14 protein-coding genes are annotated in these 17772 nt (G+C 45.6%); 5 read left to right on the top strand and 9 right to left on the bottom strand.

What is annotated here, in order from left to right; genetic code table 11:
• The 3 genes from KVT36_RS28955 to KVT36_RS28945 form a co-directional block, all read right to left on the bottom strand.
• Window positions 1–392: hypothetical protein (locus KVT36_RS28955; RefSeq protein ID WP_217606925.1), on the bottom strand; the 392-nt coding region annotated here is incomplete at its 3' end.
• 40 nt (window positions 393–432) lie between these two features.
• Window positions 433–1113: a hypothetical protein gene (locus KVT36_RS28950; RefSeq protein WP_217606924.1), complete on the bottom strand. Its 681-nt coding sequence runs from the start codon at window positions 1111–1113 to the stop codon at window positions 433–435.
• A 131-nt stretch (window positions 1114–1244) separates the two neighbouring features.
• Window positions 1245–2003: a DUF6882 domain-containing protein gene (locus KVT36_RS28945; protein WP_217606923.1), complete on the bottom strand. Its 759-nt coding sequence runs from the start codon at window positions 2001–2003 to the stop codon at window positions 1245–1247.
• A gap of 265 nt (window positions 2004–2268) precedes the next feature.
• On the opposite strand from KVT36_RS28945, the gene KVT36_RS28940 reads away from it, so the two are divergent.
• On the top strand, window positions 2269–3405 hold the full coding sequence (locus KVT36_RS28940; RefSeq protein ID WP_217606922.1) for a hypothetical protein: 1137 nt from the start codon (window positions 2269–2271) through the stop codon (window positions 3403–3405).
• Here the strand turns inward: KVT36_RS28940 and KVT36_RS28935 are convergent.
• The 4 genes from KVT36_RS28935 to KVT36_RS28920 form a co-directional block, all read right to left on the bottom strand.
• Complete coding sequence (locus tag KVT36_RS28935) at window positions 3399–4859, bottom strand: glycoside hydrolase family 28 protein (RefSeq protein ID WP_217606921.1); 1461 nt, start codon at window positions 4857–4859, stop codon at window positions 3399–3401. The genes KVT36_RS28940 and KVT36_RS28935 overlap by 7 nt on opposite strands.
• An 11-nt stretch (window positions 4860–4870) precedes the next feature.
• Window positions 4871–6664 (bottom strand): RagB/SusD family nutrient uptake outer membrane protein, encoded by a 1794-nt coding sequence (locus KVT36_RS28930; protein WP_217606920.1) that lies wholly within the window; start codon window positions 6662–6664, stop codon window positions 4871–4873.
• Window positions 6665–6677: 13 nt separating this feature from the next.
• The gene (locus tag KVT36_RS28925) at window positions 6678–9965 is read right to left on the bottom strand and encodes a TonB-dependent receptor (protein ID WP_217606919.1); all 3288 of its coding nucleotides are present in this window, start codon (window positions 9963–9965) and stop codon (window positions 6678–6680) included.
• Between the two features lie 230 nt (window positions 9966–10195).
• Window positions 10196–11296: a glycoside hydrolase family 26 protein gene (locus KVT36_RS28920; protein ID WP_217606918.1), complete on the bottom strand. Its 1101-nt coding sequence runs from the start codon at window positions 11294–11296 to the stop codon at window positions 10196–10198.
• Window positions 11297–11505: 209 nt separating this feature from the next.
• Between KVT36_RS28920 and KVT36_RS28915 the strand changes: the two genes are divergently transcribed.
• The 4 genes from KVT36_RS28915 (at window position 11506) to KVT36_RS28900 (ending at window position 16366) form a co-directional block, all read left to right on the top strand.
• On the top strand, window positions 11506–13563 hold the full coding sequence (locus KVT36_RS28915; RefSeq protein ID WP_217606917.1) for a hypothetical protein: 2058 nt from the start codon (window positions 11506–11508) through the stop codon (window positions 13561–13563).
• A 2-nt stretch (window positions 13564–13565) separates the two neighbouring features.
• On the top strand, window positions 13566–14402 hold the full coding sequence (locus tag KVT36_RS28910) for a helix-turn-helix domain-containing protein (protein WP_217606916.1): 837 nt from the start codon (window positions 13566–13568) through the stop codon (window positions 14400–14402).
• A gap of 92 nt (window positions 14403–14494) precedes the next feature.
• A complete protein-coding gene (locus tag KVT36_RS28905; protein WP_217606915.1) occupies window positions 14495–15253 on the top strand; it encodes a phytanoyl-CoA dioxygenase family protein in 759 nt (252 codons plus the stop codon).
• 57 nt (window positions 15254–15310) lie between these two features.
• The gene (locus tag KVT36_RS28900; protein ID WP_217606914.1) at window positions 15311–16366 is read left to right on the top strand and encodes a hypothetical protein; all 1056 of its coding nucleotides are present in this window, start codon (window positions 15311–15313) and stop codon (window positions 16364–16366) included.
• 83 nt (window positions 16367–16449) lie between these two features.
• On the opposite strand, the gene KVT36_RS28895 is transcribed toward KVT36_RS28900, so the two are convergent.
• Window positions 16450–16698, bottom strand: a complete 249-nt coding sequence (locus tag KVT36_RS28895; RefSeq protein ID WP_217606913.1) for a hypothetical protein — start codon at window positions 16696–16698, stop codon at window positions 16450–16452.
• 80 nt (window positions 16699–16778) lie between these two features.
• A complete protein-coding gene (locus KVT36_RS28890; RefSeq protein WP_217606912.1) occupies window positions 16779–17702 on the bottom strand; it encodes an AraC family transcriptional regulator in 924 nt (307 codons plus the stop codon).
• Window positions 17703–17772 lie beyond the last annotated feature (70 nt).

Below are 17772 nucleotides of genomic sequence, written 5' to 3'. Positions count from 1 at the left end.
CCACACAACTGGACACCTGCATAAAAAGTAGAGCCTCCCTCTTCAAGAAAAAAACATGTACTTGCTCGTGGGGATACTTTTGAAGGTATTTCGATAGAATATTCAACCAGGGCTTTTACTAAGTCGGAGATATGTGTTGCGTTTTTATCTCTGTCATAATTTTTTCTAACGTTATCCAGGCTAATTTTTAATGTCAGTTCGCCTTGAGAAATATAAATTAGCCCTGTTTCGTCTACTGAGTCAATTTTCATCCCAAGCTTTTCAATTTGAGATTTGAATTCGTCAAATACAAAATCTTTGTCCTTACTGCCTTTGCAGCCAAAAAGTCCAAATAGCATTATTGTTGTTATTAAATAGATAAAGGGTCTCATTGTATGGTCACGGTATATCATTTTGCAGGATTAAATCCCACTACTGTTAGCGGCTGTTTTTTCATTCGGAATTTGCGTTATTAATTACTCCAAGCATTTTTGTTAATTGTTGTTTTCTTTTGTTTTGATAATCTTCGTCATAGCGATTAATAAGAACAGGTAATAATTGTCTGTTGATTGCAGTAATGGTCAAAGCTTTTAAATCATTGTCTATTTTACCTTCTAAAGCAAATTGCGCAAAGCCTGTCCCTATAATTGCGTTGTCTTGACCCAATAAAAAACTACCACCCATTTCCTGTGAGGATGAAATGACGGTTTGCCGCAATAGCGTTTCGTCGATATTATGGAATGACGAATCAGCCGAGTTTTTCATTACGTTCTTTAACTGCTCCATTTGCTGCTGAATACTAGCCTCATCAATATTCGCTCTCGAAACAATATACTCCTTAATTCTTGTGGTGTCCATTTCGTTCCAGTCAAAATATGGATATTGCCAACCTTCAATCAATTCTTTCAAATAAATAATTGGACTAAGTGATTTATTGGTATGCCTCCATTCTCTGAATCCATACGCTGCATCGAAACCGTCATCACTTCCGAATGGTGCTGTTTCTTCAATGGGGCTCCAATAAAAGTCTTCGGGCATTAAAGCTTGTGCATGAGGATGTGCGGTTTTTAAGGAGAATTCGAATTTGTCTATAATTTTTGTGGTGTCAAAGTTGAATTGATTATTGTCACGCACCGGACTTGACTGTCTGGTAGTGCAGCTGAATAAGGTAAAAATTATAAAGTAGATTACGGGTATAGAGTGTTTCATAAAACATAGCCGCTAATGGTAAAGTCTTATGCCTGCCACCAGTAGAAAGAAGTCTTTTATCGGTGTCCGGTATTTAGTTCTTTTATTTCAAAATAACATTGCTCACAAACAACTTTTATGTTTGCAAATGCCATTGAATTGTCATTCCATTCCCCTTCTTTTTGTCTCACATTTTCGCACTCGTTACACCAGGCTTGGAAGTCATCCTCATCTGAAAGCTCCATGTTCTCAAAGGTTTCAAAGGCTTCTTCAAATCCAACTTTAGTCACCTGGTTGAGGTGACTGCAAATAAATGCCCTTCTGCGATATTCGTGAGCACTACACTCAACATACTTGTCTTTGATGTTTTGCGCGGTCTTGTTGTCAACAAATTCAGTTATGACCAGGAAGATTTGTAGTTGTCCGTCACTAACTGGCCTATAAGCTCCAATTCCATTTGCAAGTTTAGCTGCAATTGCGGTAAACTCCCAGGCTTCATACTCGTCACTTTGAAAATAGCCATTGGTCAGTTTTGGGAAATTCGACTTTTGCCCGAATTCTTTAATGAGCTTAGTTCTTTCTTTTATGTTGTCAGGCACGTGGTTGTTGTCCCATGACCATTTCCAGGTGTTCGATTTTTCTGAAAAGCTTCCTGCTTCGAAGTATTTAAAGCTTAATTCTTTGTCTCCGGTTGAAAGGGTTAACAGTCCTGTAGTTTGGCTATAAAACCAGTTCTCGTACCAATTCAAGTCATATTCCTTTTGAAATTTGTTTTGCAAAGTTTTCAGATCTTCAATACACTTTTCTGCAAAACTGTTGTAGTCTAAAGTCTCCAAAGCGGGTCTGTTTGTGTCATGAAAAAATTAGATCCAATGGTTTGATTATTGCCGAAATGGGCCAATAAAATTGCCGTCAGTTCAAATATAGCATAAAAACTGAAAGGTATTCGCCCGCCGCATATTGCCCGATGGTATCAAGATAGATCGATGATAACACCCTTTTCCAAAAAAAACACCCGTCTACCCCATTAGCAACAATAATTTAACCACCCGTTAATCTCTGGATCATACTTTGTACGTTCTTTTGAAAAACGCTGTACAAATGAGATCCTGGCTCTGGGTAATTCTTCTGCTCCCATCCCTGGCTGCTACTGCTCAGCTGGAAAAGAAACGGAATATTTTTATAATCACTACAGATGGCTTCCGCTGGCAGGAGGTATTTAACGGGGCAGATGCCAGGCTGCTGTCTGATCCGAACCTGGTAAAAGATACCGCGATCATGCGGCAGCTGTACTGGGACGATTCAGCAGCGATCCGCCGGCAGAAATTAATGCCCTTTTTCTGGAATGTGATCGCAAAGCAGGGCTGCCTGTACGGCAACCGCCAATGGAACAACAAGGTGAACGTACGGAACTTCTATAAGATCTCTTACCCCGGCTACAGCGAAATGCTGACCGGTTTTGCAGAAAGCCGCTTTGTGGCAAATGCACCCATCGCCAACAGGAATACCAACGTACTGGAATTCCTCAATCAGCAAAAGGATTACCAGGGTAAAGTAGTAGCGTTCAGCTCCTGGAATATCTTACCTTATATCCTGAATGAGCATCCGGGCAGTTTTTCCGTCAACGCCGGTTATGAGCCGCTGGAAGGAGAGGGCGACACAGCAGCAGCCGTAAACAGTGTGCAGGAATATATTACAGGTAAGGGACGCACCCGCTACGATATGTTAACCTGCTTAAGTATGCAGCAATATGTAGAACAGCATCACCCCAAAGTGGTGTTCCTGGGCCTCGGCGAAACAGATGAATGCGCCCATAGAGGCCGCTACGACCTGTACCTGCAAAAAGCGGCTGATGTGGACCGCATGATCAGCACGCTCTGGTATTATGTGCAAACCGATCCTTTTTATAAAGACAATACCACCTTTATTATAACTACTGACCATGGGAGAGGCAAGAAACCCGGCACCTGGCAAACGCACGGCTTCTGGGCCAAAGGCTCCGGTGACATGTGGCTGGCGGTTATAGGGCCGGATATTGATCCCGCAGGGGAAATAAAGGAAGCGCAGCAGGTATGGCAGCAGCAAATTGCGGCTACTATTTCAATATTGTTAGGAGAGCAGTTTGAAGCGGAGCATGCAGTAGCAAAACCTATGCAATTGAAAATGGATGTCCGGAATGACAGCCTGCTGTGTAAAGGCGCCTACCGGGACCTGGCTAACCAGGCCGCTGCTCAATGATTAAAGCTCCGGACATGCAATAGCTGTACAGCTTCTTTATCCGGGCGGTCAGACCGCAGATCCGGAATATAAAGGTTGTCCACATCATCGGCTATCACAGGCGTCCGGGGATCAGCTGCCTGCGAATGAAGTGTAACACCATACAGCCCAATATCCTTTACATGCCGGATGAAGAACCCTGAGCTGGGCAGGTTCTTCCACCTGTCAGGCGCCGGATACTCCTTCTCCAGCTCAGGTACCTTTGATGGATCACTGGTATATTCTCCCTGTTTAAGGCCGCCCCTGTTCACTATACGTATATTGCTCAACGTGATATTCTCTATAGGGGAGCCGGGTATACCGGTAATGGAAGAGGAGTAATTACCGGCGCCATATACATTTATATCCGATAAAGAAATATTGCGCATCTGTCCGCGGGGCGGCTCCGGCGCCGCATCAGTATGTTTACGGGCCCGGTTGCCAAGCCTTACATAGATCGGGCACTCCGTACCTTCAATAATAATATTGCTCACGGTTATGCCATCCATTATTCCGCCGTCAACAATTTCAAGGGCAATGCCAACCTGCCCTATACGGGGCGTTTTAAACACCGGTTCTGTAAGGCATTTAGAGGGCCTTACAATGCAATTGCTGATCAGGATATTTTTAAAGCCCCCGGTTGATTCAGTACCGCATTTAATGGCAGCGCAAAAACTGCTTACGATACAATTGCTGATCACAACATCCTCAGAGGGCGCTGCACCCGTGCTTTTGAGGGTAATGCCGTCATCATCTGTATCCATGATACTGTTGGATACTACCACATGCCTGCATCCGTCTATATCTATCGCGTCATTATTCCGGTTACTGTGATTATAAACACGGATATTATTAACAACAACGTTCTCGCAATTGAGATAATGCTGGTTCCAGATACCGGAGCTTAGCATGGTAACATCCTGCACTGAAATTTTCCGGCAGGAGATAAACAGGATATTCCTTGGCCTCCCGTCCCGGTCTTCATTAACAGCTCCTTTTGGAACCGGCCGTGGTACCTGTTTCGCGCCCTGACCATCTATAGTGCCTGGCCCGCTTATACCAATGTTGCTGGCGCCTTCAGCATAAATCAGGGCGTACCAGCCGCCGGGATCTTTCTGGGAGCGGTATGCCGGCTGCTGCTGGCGCGGAAAATCACGATGGTCCGTGCTGGCATACAAAGTGGCGCCCCGTTCCAAAAAAAGCTCTACATTATTCAGTAAAGTGATGGTGCCGCTTTTAAAATTACCGGGGGGAATGATCACCCTTCCTCCACCAGCTTTAAAGCAAGCTTCCACTGCTTTGTTAATGGCCTGTGTGCTTAACCGGCTGCTGTCGCGGCTTGCGCCAAAATCGAGTATATTAAGATCATTGCCTTTTGCATGAACAGAGAATAAGGCAAAGGCTGATAATGACAACAATGCATTTCTAAATTTCATTCGTTTAATTATTAGTATCCATATCCCTGGTGAAGATTAGGATTGCTGCTGAGTGTCTGAGGGCCATAAGGCAATATCTCTCTTTGATTAGCCACAAAGCTACCGGCCCAGTCGTTCTCAAAATTGTTTAAATAGGCTGCTGCCCAGTTCACGCTGGTATATCCTGTGGGCGGAGTGGATGGCGCAGGCTGATAATACCCTGAATAATAAACAATGCCTGCAGCTGAATTATTGAGATAATACATTTTGGCAGGTACCTGGTCATAGGGCGCCTGCTGCTGCCTGAATTTTGCCAGGTTGGCGCGGGTTTCGGCAAATACAGCTGCGATCATGTTCCAGCGTATCAGGTCCCATTTCCTTAATCCTTCACCGCCAAATTCAAACATCCTTTCATTGGTAATGGCATTAAAAAAGCCGGTGTAGTCAGATGGAATATCGCCCATTTTACTTTCATCACCATTAAAGCCCCTTACACGCACCTGCTTAAATGCGCCGATGGCAGCGGCTGTGGGCGCGTGTGTGAGCTCATTCTCTGCTTCCGCAAACATCAGCAGCACGTCTGAATAGCGGATCATTGGCCAGCTGATGCCTGTATATGCAAAATTGCTGTTAGCAGGGGTAGCAGGGTTAGAATGCCAGTCCCTCCTGAACTTTGCCATCACAAAAGGTCCGTAAACAGTGGCAATTCCCAGGTAATAACCGGATCCGTTTATTGCGTAGCTGGCAATGGTCACATCCCTTCTTACATCCAAACTATCAAACTTATAGAAATAGGTAGGCAGCGCCCAATCTGATCCCATACCATTGCCGTTAACGCGGGTGCCATCTATAAAACCTACCCGGCCGTCTGAAACGCCGGTTCCACCCGAAAGCCCTACCTGGAACAGTATTTCCCCGTTGGGTTCCAGCCGGTGTGCGTCAAGATTATCTTTGAACACCGCCATAAAGGAAGGGTTCAGCTTATGCGCGCCGGAATTGATGATATCATTACATTCATCCCTCGCTATCTGGTAATATTTCAGGTAGTCGGCAGGCCGCTCCATCTGCCGTGAGCCGGCCCGCAGTGAGTAGCCGCCCCGGAACAGCGCTATCCTTGCCCTCAGCGCCTTTGCAGCTCCTTTTGTTATCCGCTCATCTGCAGTAACACCTGCCTCGCCCCGCCAGGGTAAAAGAGAGCTGGCCAGCGCCAGGTCGTTCAGGATATGATCGTAAATGGAATCCCGGTCTGTGGCCGGCAGGTTAAGATCCGGCTGGTCTACGGAAGGAATATAAGGCGCCGGCACATCTCCCCAGAATTTTATCAGGTCAAAGAAGAATTGTGCCCTCAGGGTCAGCGCCTCACCATACAGCCTTCTCAGGCTTGCTTTATCGTTATCCGTTCCGTTGGTATAGAGATGCATCTGCGGAATGTTTTTGATGCAATGATTGGCGCGGTCAATGCCTGCGTAATAGATATTCCACTCCGCATCCAGCTCCGTATTTGTGGCCAGGGCATTATACCGGCAAAGGGCCTTGGGGCCGTTATCGCCCCCTATGCCCAGGGTGTTGCTGGCATTGCAGTATGATTCATCGCAGTCATTGGAAAAATAATACTGGATCCTTCCGCCGTAACCCCGGTCGCCGGTAAGTGAAGCGTAGGTACCTAATACGGCGCTATAGGCGTCGTTAACGCTGCCAAAAACATAGGTTTCATCAAAAGCTGAATTAGGGCTCAGCGCTAAGAATTTCTTACAGGAATGAAAGGATACAGTCAGTAAAAAACATCCTGTAAGGATTGCAAGCCGCTTTAAGTTTATAATGCTCATATGCTGAAACAATCTAAAATTTAACATTAATACCGGCAATGAAAGTTCTGCTGCGTGGATACGGAGAAGAGTCAACGCCGGGAGTTACATAATTGGAATTTTTGGTGCTCACCTCAGGGTCAAGACCGCTATAGCGTGTTATAACAGCGGCGTTATTTACCGTACAATAGATCCGCAGACTGCTGATCTTACGTCTCAGCAGCGTCTCTACCGGCAAACTATATCCAAGTGTTATATTATTAACACGCAGGAAAGAACCGTTTTCAACTGCCCAGGAATCCAGCTCCAGGTAATTACCTCCCTTAATGGGCTGCCAGATCTTTGCATCCTTATTTATCTCCGCCAGTACTTCCGGGGCAGCGCCTGCCGGCACCGATTTACCGTTTGATGAAATGGCCCACTGCACCGCATTGCCATTGGCATCAATGGTACGCCAGCGGCCGTTCATAATAGAGGTAAGGTTGGAAAAGCTGCCGGCATACGCATTGCTGAATTCAACCTTATCGCCATTCAGTATTTTATTGCCATACACAAAATTCACGAATACGCTAAGGTCAAATCTTTTATAGGTGAGCTGGTTGTTAAGGCCCCCGGTGAATTTCGGCTGGGCATTGCCAATAATCGTTTGGTCCTTAGCGTTAACAATACCATCCCCGTTCAGGTCCTTTAATTTTTTTGTTCCCGGAGCAGGAATGCCTACGGATGCAGTATTATCAGCCACTCCTTTTTTCAGTATGTATGCGCCGTTGGTGGGATTGTAATCAAAATCATTCAGGGTGTACATACCATCTGCCTCATAACCCCAGATAGTGCCTACCGGCTGCCCTACCTGCACCAGGTATTCATTGCCCGCACCCCAGCCGGAGCTGGCAAAATAGTGGTCGGCAACATTGGAGAGTTTCGTTACCTCGTTACGGTTAGTGGATATATTGAAATTAATATTCCACTTAAGATCCTTTGTGGAAATGGCTGCCGTGCTCAGTTGCAATTCCAGCCCGCGGTTCCGCACACTGCCTACATTCTGCAATTGCGTGCTGAATCCTGAATTGGCAGCAATAGGTACATTGATCAGCAGATCGCGGGTATCATTCATATAGGCATCAAAAGTTACCTGCAGATGGTTGTTAAAAAGGCTGGCATCCAAACCTGCATTGCGCGACAGGGTAGATTCCCATTTCAGGTCCGGGTTGGCCAGGGAGGTGATGGCATAACCCGGAACCAGGGTATTATTCAGGCTGTAAGGTGTGCCGTTTGACCGGTACAGGGAAGTGTACAGGAAATCGCTGATCCGGTTATTGCCTGCCAGGCCATAGCTGAACCGCAGCTTCACATCAGAGGCAAAATTGTTCGGTGTAAAGAAATCTTCACTGGAAATACGCCAGGCAACAGAGGCCGATGGAAAGTAACCCCATTGATGGCCAGGCGCAAACTTTGAAGATCCGTCGGCCCGCAAATTGAAGCTGGCCAGGTATTTATCCTTATGGCTATAGCCGATCCTTGTAAAGAAAGAAACGATCCTGCTTTTTGTATCCGTAGAAGTGGGATACAGCGGCATAGAGGTGCCCAGGCTTAGCTGGGAAAAGGCTTTTTCAGGAGTGATGCCTATTGGGAAATATCTTACCTGGTCCGTCTGTGATTTAAAAGAAAGCTGGTAGATCTCCTGGCCCAGCAGCACATTAATGGAATTGTTCCGGTGAAAATCCGATTTAAATATGCTGTTATTAAAAGTAAGCACGGCATTCTCATTAATGGAGGTCATGTTGCTGTTGGTAAGACTGATGATCGGCTTCCCGCCGCCATTGGTAATGGCATTCCAGGTAATGTAATCGTCAAATGCATTCAGCTTTCCATCATTTTTATTAAGGCCGCCGGTAACGCGCAGCGACAGGTATTTAGTGAATGCATACTGGGCGTAAGCGCTCATGGTAGTATTAACAGCGCCATTGCGCCGGTAAGAAGCATGGGCAAATTCAATGGGGTTAATGAGGTAATAACCCGTTGCATTGGTTTGTGCAAAATAAGCCGCGTCATTAGAACTGTTGGGATCATCTGAATTAACCAGGAAGGGCCGGTATTTCACAGAATTGCGCAAACGGTTATTGGTCACATTACCCGATGCGCTGGTGCCGGGCCCGCTGATCACCTGGTCGTTATAGGAAAAGTTCAATCCTACTTTAAATTTATCCGAAACCGTATGATCTAAGCGCATATTTAAAAGATTCCTTAAATAGCTGGAGTTGATCATTACGCTTTGCTCATTGTTATTCGTGTAGCTGATGTTAAAAGTAGTGGTCTTATTTCCACCGGTAACGCTTACGTTATGGGTTTGTGTAGCTGCGCTCCGCCCGAATGAAAGCTGCTGCCAGTCTGTAAAGGGTGCATTCCTGATAGAATCCAGTCCGGCCCAGCTATTGCCGTATTGAGAGGTAAAGGCAGAGCTGTCGGCCAAAGTATTCCTGGTTTTTTCCCAGTTATATTCAATGAACTCTTTCGGGTTCATTACACCGAATTTTTTAGCCAGCTTATTAACGCCATAGAAATAATTATAGGCCACCACCGTTTTCATTTCTTTGCCGCCTTTAGTGGTAATAATAACAACACCGTTGGCGCCTCTTGCTCCATAGATGGAAGTGGCGGCAGCATCCTTTAATACATCCACAGATTCAATATCCTGCGGTGCTATTTTTGAAAGTGCATCTTCTACCTGAACACCATCCACCACATACAGGGGCGTATTATCCTGGGTAATAGAACCGCCGCCACGGATCTTGATGGTAACAGCAGCGCCAGGGCCGCCTTCCGTTGTTGATATATTTACGCCGGCCAGCCGGCCTTCCAGCGCCTGCATAGCGGAGCTGAGGGGAATATCTTTTATCTGCCCGGCGTTCACGGATGATACAGCGCCGGTGAGGTCGCGCCGCCGCTGCGTTACATAACCTACCACCACTACATCATTCAGCTCTTTCGTTTTTACCGCAAGGGACAGGTTCACCGGCTGCCCGGCAGATACCGGTACTTCCTTCGTAATAACGTTGATAGATGAAAAGATCAGGGTTGCCTGTGTACCGGAAATGCGGATGCGGAAATCGCCATGACTATCGGTTAGTGCATAGTTATGCGTACCTTTTTCTGTAATGGTAACAGCCTCCATGGGCGCGCCTTTATCACCAGTAACATGCCCGCTAACGGTGTTGGCCGGCGGAGAGCTTCCCGGCTGCTGTGCCGATGCGGTGATGAAGAAATATTGCAGTCCTGCATATACAAGCATGATCCGGCAGAACGGTCGTAAAAACATTCTCATAACGGAAACCTATTTTAGAATTATAAAGAGATAGCCGGGTGTGAAGCCTGATCCACACTAAAGTATAGGAGAGTACATATAATTTTCATAACGGGTACCCCTGTATTCACCCCCTCTGTAAAAATAGCTACAACATTTAATGGGGAAAGTGCATTCTTTTATCTTAAAATAGCTGTTTTGTACGCTAAAACGACTTTTATGAAAGCAACGCCTGTGAATATATTTAATAATTAAGGTACGTCGCTGGCCCATGCCATCCAGCTGTGATTGATAAGGTTACTGTAATTATTCTTATACATGGATTTGTAGATCCATCCCATATTGGTAGTGTTCCAGTCATGCCAGCACAGCCAGCCTATTACATTGGGATAAGTGGTGCGGATCTTTTCGGCCAGCAGGTTATAGTCAAAGGTTCCGTTCAGGTTCGGATCACTGTTGCCTCTTACGCCGTGCCCCGTACCAAATTCCGTTAGCATAATAGGCTTGGCCAGTGTTCTTATTACACTGTAATCATTGATGGTCATGTTATCATCATACACATCCGCCCCCACAATATCAACATAACTTGTGCCGGGGTAATAATTCGTATAGGCGCCATCTCCTACTGTATTATTGTTAGGCGCATAGATCCAGATGAGGTTATTTAAGTGTTTGGTGGTCGTGAAATAATTAAACAGATCAGCCCACAGCGCTCTGAAATTGGCATAATTAGTAGTGTAATACCAGCACCAGCTGCCGTTCATTTCATGAAAAGGCCGGTATAATATGCTCACATTGTTTGTCTGGAAGTAGGCTAGTTTGGCGGCCATTGCATCCATATTGGCTACCCACTGTGTTCTTAGTGAGCCGCCCGGCAGCAATGCGCTGAGATCACTGCCGCTGGAGATCCCGGGATTATTAAGCCCCCCGCAGATCTCAATGATACAATTATGCTGCTGGTTCAGATCTTTCAGGAATGGCGAATGATAATTCCAGTTATCAATATCATTAAAGTCAGAGCCTACTATGGCCGGGTATTTTCCGGTGGCCTGCGCAAAAGGATGAATGATCTGATCATCGCCCAGCTTATACTGCGTTTTATTGGAGATGTTACTGTTTTGCCCGGCCAGGATCCGTTTGCCCGGCTGGTTCTTCAGGTTCTGAATGAACCTTAGCAAGGTGTCTGTCCTCTTATCCAGTGCGGGATTGGCGCCCATTATCGTCACGCCGCCGGCAGCAACAGCCAGCTTGTCTGCGCGCTGAAGCGGGCCGTTCATGTTTTCCTGTTTAACGCAGCTTGAGATCATCATCATCTGCATTACCGTAAATAGATTCAGAATAATGGTTTTCATAACGTTTTATTTTTAGGTTCACAAAAAGTATATTCACAAGCGTTGCCTTGCTGTTATTAAGGTACGCACAACCGTTAGCCGGTGTTTCAGCAAAGTCGTTGCAGCGTATAAAACAGCTATTTTAAGATAAAAGAAAGCGCGCTCCTCATTAGCTGTTGTAGCTAATTTTACCTAATTTCCACTCATTCAAACAGACCGGGGCTACTGATATGAATAAACGCTTTGTACGGGCTGGTCAGCTCGTTTTCCTGATCACATTTTGTTGCGCTCAGCTGGTTGCCCAGTCCAAATGGCAGCTGTCAGATTTTGCAATTGATCTTAACCGCCTGGTCACGCCTCCCGGCCACCTTTGGGTGGGGAGCGGTTATACCAGCGTAAACCCGGTTTTAAATTCCGTGTTAGGAGTGGGGGATGTAATGTCGCCGCCTGTTTCGGCCCATGGATTCAAATTTGAAGCCCTGTTTATAGCGAATGGCGATACCATCAGGGATCACTTTGTATGGGGCGGCAAGGTCAGGAATATCCTTTATACCGGCGGTCAATGGCAGCCGGACAGGATCCTGCGCAGGGGTACCTATCACAGGATGCATGCCGGCGGACTGATCTCTTTCGAAATCAATTCCCAGCTTATACCGCTGGCAGACAGGTCCGGCTTTTTAATACGTTATGAGGTAAAGAACAGAACAGCAGCTGCTTTGCAGCTGGCTATGACACCGCTGATAACTAGGGGCAAACCTGCTGCCTATCCGCTAAAGGACTGGGGTTTTATGCCGCCGGCTGATCCGCAGAACAAGGATACGGTAAAAGTAAATGTATTACAGGAAGGCCAGCTGTTGAACATAGCCCCGCAGCAGCGCGCAACGGGTTATATAGCCGTAGTATTTGCCGGCGATGCAAAAACCATAGCTGTCCCTGACGGTTTACAAGCCTGGGAAAAACAAACGGCTGCCATATGGAATAACCGGCTGGCCTGGGCATTGAAAAATATTCCTGTTATTGAAACAAATAACGAAGCGCTTAAAAATTACTATAAAAGATCCATTGCTTCCGGCTTGGTATGCATCTGGGAAAAACCGGATTTTAAATTGCAGCCGGCACTTGTTACCAGCGGATTGGATGGGGGAGGTATGAACACCTATCTCTGGGATGTGGCCGGATATGCACCGGGGCTCGTTTCCCTCATGATGGGAGATAAATTGCTGAACATAACACGCACCATGACAGCCATTGACCTTGAAAAAAGTTATGCTTTTGCACAGGACGGCACCGGGCTGGGTGTAAGATATGCCTATAGCACTGTTGCCTTTACCTCGCTCGTATATGCCATAGCGTGCCAGGACAGCGTTTATCCTGACCTGTTTGAACAGGTAAAACAGCTGGTGTTAAGTGATGAAAAAAGGCCCATGGTAAATGGCGTGATCGATTACGGTGATCAGCATAATTTACTGGAGATGCGTGGCATGGGCTGGGAACATATGGTGCCAAGCCCCAATGCTGAACGGGCCTGGTGTTTCAGGCGATTGGCAGACATGGGAGAAAAGATAGGTTATGATAGAACAGCCATTCAGCAATGGCGGAAAAAAGCGGATGTTATTGCTGCAGATATCAGGAAAGCGCTCTGGGATGAAACTACCGGATGGTTCTGCTGCAAATATCCTGACGGGCATAAGGAAACCGTATATTCTATCCAGGTGTTTGATATTTTCAGGACCGGGGTATGTACTCCTGCCATGAAGAAAAGAATGCTGGAGCAATTAGAAGAAGGCAAATTCCTTTTCCCTTATGGCGTTAGCAGCGTATCCAAAGCAGATTCCATTCATTATGAAGTAACAGATACAGACTGGAGCGGAGGCGGCGCCTATTCAGGAGACCTGCCCCAGCTGGCATTGGACCTTTACCAGGAAAACCTGCCGGAAAAAGCCTGGGATGTATTAAAACGCCAGTTCTGGATTGGTCAGCTGCTGCCTTATTTTCCGCAGGAGCATTATTGCGATCGTCCCGGCTCACCTTCCTTTAAAAGGGCCAATGTTATTTCCGGCTTAATGGGCGCAGCCACTATCCTGTATGGGATGGCAGGCCTGGATCCCCGTTTGGACGGCAGCCTGTGGATCCATCCCAGGCCTAATACAGCCGCTCCCCTTAAAATAAAAGGTTTCGTTCACCGCAAGCATGTAGTAGATGTGGAGCTCTCTGCTTCCTTTTGTAAGATCATCCTGGATGGCAAAGTAAAGTATCAGGGGAAACCCGGAACTATAAAAATATTCTGATCATGAGCGTCAAGAAATTCCTGCTGAAGAATTTTATCAGGGACGATGAAGCTTTTCATCTGGCCAGGGTTACCATTCATTCCCGTCATGACCTGTCCCTGCACCGGCACAATTATGCGGAGATCTTTTGGGTGGAGAACGGCAACGGCACCCATTTGATCAATGGCTGCAAAATTATGCTGGAACCCGGCCACCTGGTAATGATCCGCCCGGATGACCAGCATACTTTCACTTCCGCAAGAGGGGGCCTTACCCTCATGAACCTTGCTTTTCCGCTGGATACTTTACAGTATTTAAGAAGCCGCTATTTTGCCGGCTCCGATTCCTTTTTCTGGACCCGGGATCTGGTTCCCTATCAGACGCTGCTGGCGGTTTCGTCCATCCGCAGGATCTCACAACGGGCCGAAGAGGTGCTGCAGAACCGTAAATCCAACTTTTACCTGGATCATTTGCTGCTGTTCATTTTCCGTTTATTATTTGATAATGATGATCTGTCGCCTGATCAGAAGATACCTGCCTGGCTGAATCATGCCATCAGGGTTTTTTGCTCGCCGGCGCTGTTTAAGCAGGGCGTACAAGGCTTTGCCGGTTTAGCAGAAAGGAACATAGATCATGTGAACAGAACAGTGCAGCGCACCTTGCATAAAACATTAACCGACCTGGTAACGGAGCTGCGTATGAACTTTGCATCCAAACAGCTCTCTATCACCAACACACCCATCAAAACGATCTGCAATGATTGCGGGTTTACCAACCTGGGACATTTTTACAAAACCTTTAAGCAGGTATACCAGCAAACACCATCCGCATACCGGAAGAGCAGCCAGACGATAGTGTAGGTCGCTTTAGCGTAAAAAAACGGGGTTAGGGAATAAAAGATAAGCCCCATTCCGATGCCCGTACGCACTACATTTATATCAAAAAATCGGGCATGAGAACAGAAGAAAAAAAGCGGCTCTCCCTGGAAGAAATTTCCTATTACAAAGACAATGGATACCTGCTTACCAACAGACCCTTATTCAGCAAAGAAAAATTCAACCGTTTGTTCACCATTTTTGAAGAGCACCTGAATAACAGGGGTAACCTGAAACCCGATGAGCTGGATGTGCCGCACATGAAGGATACCCGTTTATTTGAGTTTTTAATGGCTCCTGAGATCCTGGATATTGTAGAAGGATTGATAGGGCCGGATATAGCTTTATGGAGCAGCCACTTTATTTGCAAAGAACCCCGTACAGGAAAAAAAACGCCCTGGCATGAGGATAGCGCCTATTGGAATGGCCGCTTCAACCGCTTTGATAGTATTGTTACGCTTTGGCTGGCCATAGATGAATCTGTAAAAGAGAACGGTTGTATGGGAGTGATCCCCGGTTCGCACCACAATGGATTTTCCGAGTATGAAAAAATGGATACCGATCACCGCATTTTTAATATAGAGATCAAAAGATCAGCGGTTGATGAAAGTAAAGTGGTATGGTTTGAGCTGCAGCAAAATCATTATTCCCTGCATGATTCCCGTATTATTCATGGCGCCAATCCCAATACAAGTGATAAAAGAAGGACCGGTTATACCATGCGGTATTTTAATACGGATCTTGTCATGGACCGGCAACATCCTGATAATGTAAAGCATAAGGTATATCATTGCCGGGGAGAGAACAGGGGAAATAATCCTTTGATCTTCCTGTAAGCTGATATATTATAAAATTTACGTATTTTTATATATTACAAGAAAATATATATCAATATGCGCCTTTCCAGGGAAGTTTACCGCGATGAGTATTCAAGTCATACAAAAGAAACATTCTATAATGATAAAGATCAAATAACCGGGATCTTAGAAACTGGAAAGAGCGCCTCCGGTGAAAATGGCCTCTTAAGTATCTATGAATATTCAGGAGAGAACTACCGGGTAGTTAAATATGGAAATGAAACAAAAAGCTACGCTGCTTTCATTGCCCAGGGACATACTATACTGGGAAAAAATAACTGGCATTCCGTTGCGGAAGCATCTTCTACCCGCGAATTTAAGTTTGAAAAGGGATTGCTGATTGCGGATCATTATCACAACATTGAATATGGAACAAAAAGTTCTTTGAGCTGCAGCTACCAAAATGGTTTAAAGGTTTCAGAAACAAGAACAACTGAAGAGAATACAATTCTGCGAACCGATTTCACCTATCAGAACGGAGTATTGCAGGCAAAACGCAGCTTCACTAACAACCAGTTCACTGAGCAGATCATTTATGTGTACGGTAACAACCAGCTGCTCTTAGAAGAGCAAAAATTCCTTAAGCATAAGGAAACGCAATATTTATCCTCACAAAAGAATTTCTTCTATAATGCTAAAAAGCAGGTTGAGAAAACCGAGTACTATGGCAGGTATGATTCAAAAATGCAGCTGTACAAAGTAGAAGAAGAGATCCGCCAGGGGAATGTGCTGACAAAAAAGAGTGCGGTTATTTCAAACGTAGAGACCATGATCGGCTACTATGATCTGGCAGCAATGCACGACATGCTGAAACAGCAAAATATGGAGTGGGCCATTTCAATGTTTGGTAAAAAGTATTTTGAAACAGCCACGTTTGACGCCAAAAGCTGTATCATTGAAAAGTATGATGACCACGGAAATATGATTGACATTAAATCTGTACACCCTGATACCGGTGAGACTTATGGTAATGCAGTTTTTCGCAATGAATACAATGATAAATCACTTTTAGAATTTATTATCTCTTATAGAATAACGGAGGATGGTAAAATGGAGGAAAGCGATATTAAGAAATTTTATTACCGTGATTAAGTTTAAGACATCATAATAAAAGTTACACGGCTCCGGAAACGGGTGGCCGGAGATGCTTGGGGTTAAGCAGAAGTACTAAAGCATCAGCATTCGGAATAGTCGGAAGAGAAAGTGCCGTTCACCGCATATAACCTATCGATCCGGATCTCCGTTTGGTCGTCCAGCCTGATCCACTGCTTGCCATCGCGGTCAAAGATGCTTTCAATAATACCACTCGCGCGGGTAACGCCATTATCATCATACAGTATGGCTGCTTTCTTTTGCTGCTGGAAAAGTTCTGCTACCAGCGGGTAAAAGCTGCCGCCGGTTGGGATGGTTTCTCTGGTATCCATAATGGTAAATTTATATTGCCCAAATGTACAGATTGTCTGCATTATTTGCAGGCTAAGGTCCTTAGGTAAAGTGAGCTGCTCTAGGCCGGGATTTTGGTGTTGGAAAGCTTTTTTGATTGTTGGGAAGCCAGGTCAAATTTTTCACGGTACTGCATAGGCGACATGCCCTCTTTACTTTTAAAGAAACGGCTAAAGGTCTGGATGTCATCATAGCCCAGCTCGTAGGCAATTTCCTTGATCGACCGGTTGGAATAATTGATCTGCCGCCTGGCATGGATCAGGATGCGGTCATGAATGATATTGAGCGGACTGCGTTTTGAGAAAACAGAAAAGAGATTGGAAAGTGTTTTGGGTGATTTATTGAGCTTGGATGCATAAAAGGCCACTTCATGCTCCCTGGTGAAATGTCTTTCCACCAGCCAATAGAATTCCCTGACAATATCGCCCTGCCTTTTCTCCAGTTTATGGAAATCGGTAGTCTGTGTCAATATCCTGACAGAGAGGATGAGCATGCGTTTAAGGATTGCCTGCAGCATGTCCTGTTGCAGCAGTTCATCCTTTTTCATCTCTGAGCAGAACATTTCCCAGGTCAATTCAAAATCCCGGATCTTATCCTTTTCCAAAGTTATTAACGGTACACCGGAAGACCCAAAGAAAAGCAGCCCTTTACTACCCACCTCATTGTCGTGGTTGACGATACAATAAAAAGGCTGGTTGAAGCGGATCATCCTTGCGGACTCCAGTTCTATGTGATCGATTTTGTGATACTCGGTCAGGAAAATAATCTGGTTCTTTTTAAGCGTATAAGGGATTTTATCAATGGTAATATTCATCCGTTCCCCCACATTCCAGATAGATGTCATATCAGTTGCTCTCACATCGGAGATCATCCCGGTGTTGGTGCTGTTAAGCTCCAGTACAGTTAGGCGCTCTTTGGTATTATTTACAAAAACCATGAACTTTTTCTGTAAAGATAGGAGCTTATGGCTAACCGGGGAAGACAAGATCAATCTATTTGGAGCGGGTAGCTACACCCGGTTCCAGGATCTGAATCCGGGTTAACTAATCTTTATG

Source organism: Chitinophaga sp. GbtcB8 (assembly GCF_019091455.1).
Classification (GTDB): Bacteria; Bacteroidota; Bacteroidia; order Chitinophagales; family Chitinophagaceae; genus Chitinophaga.
This window is presented reverse-complemented; position numbering and strand designations above follow the sequence as displayed.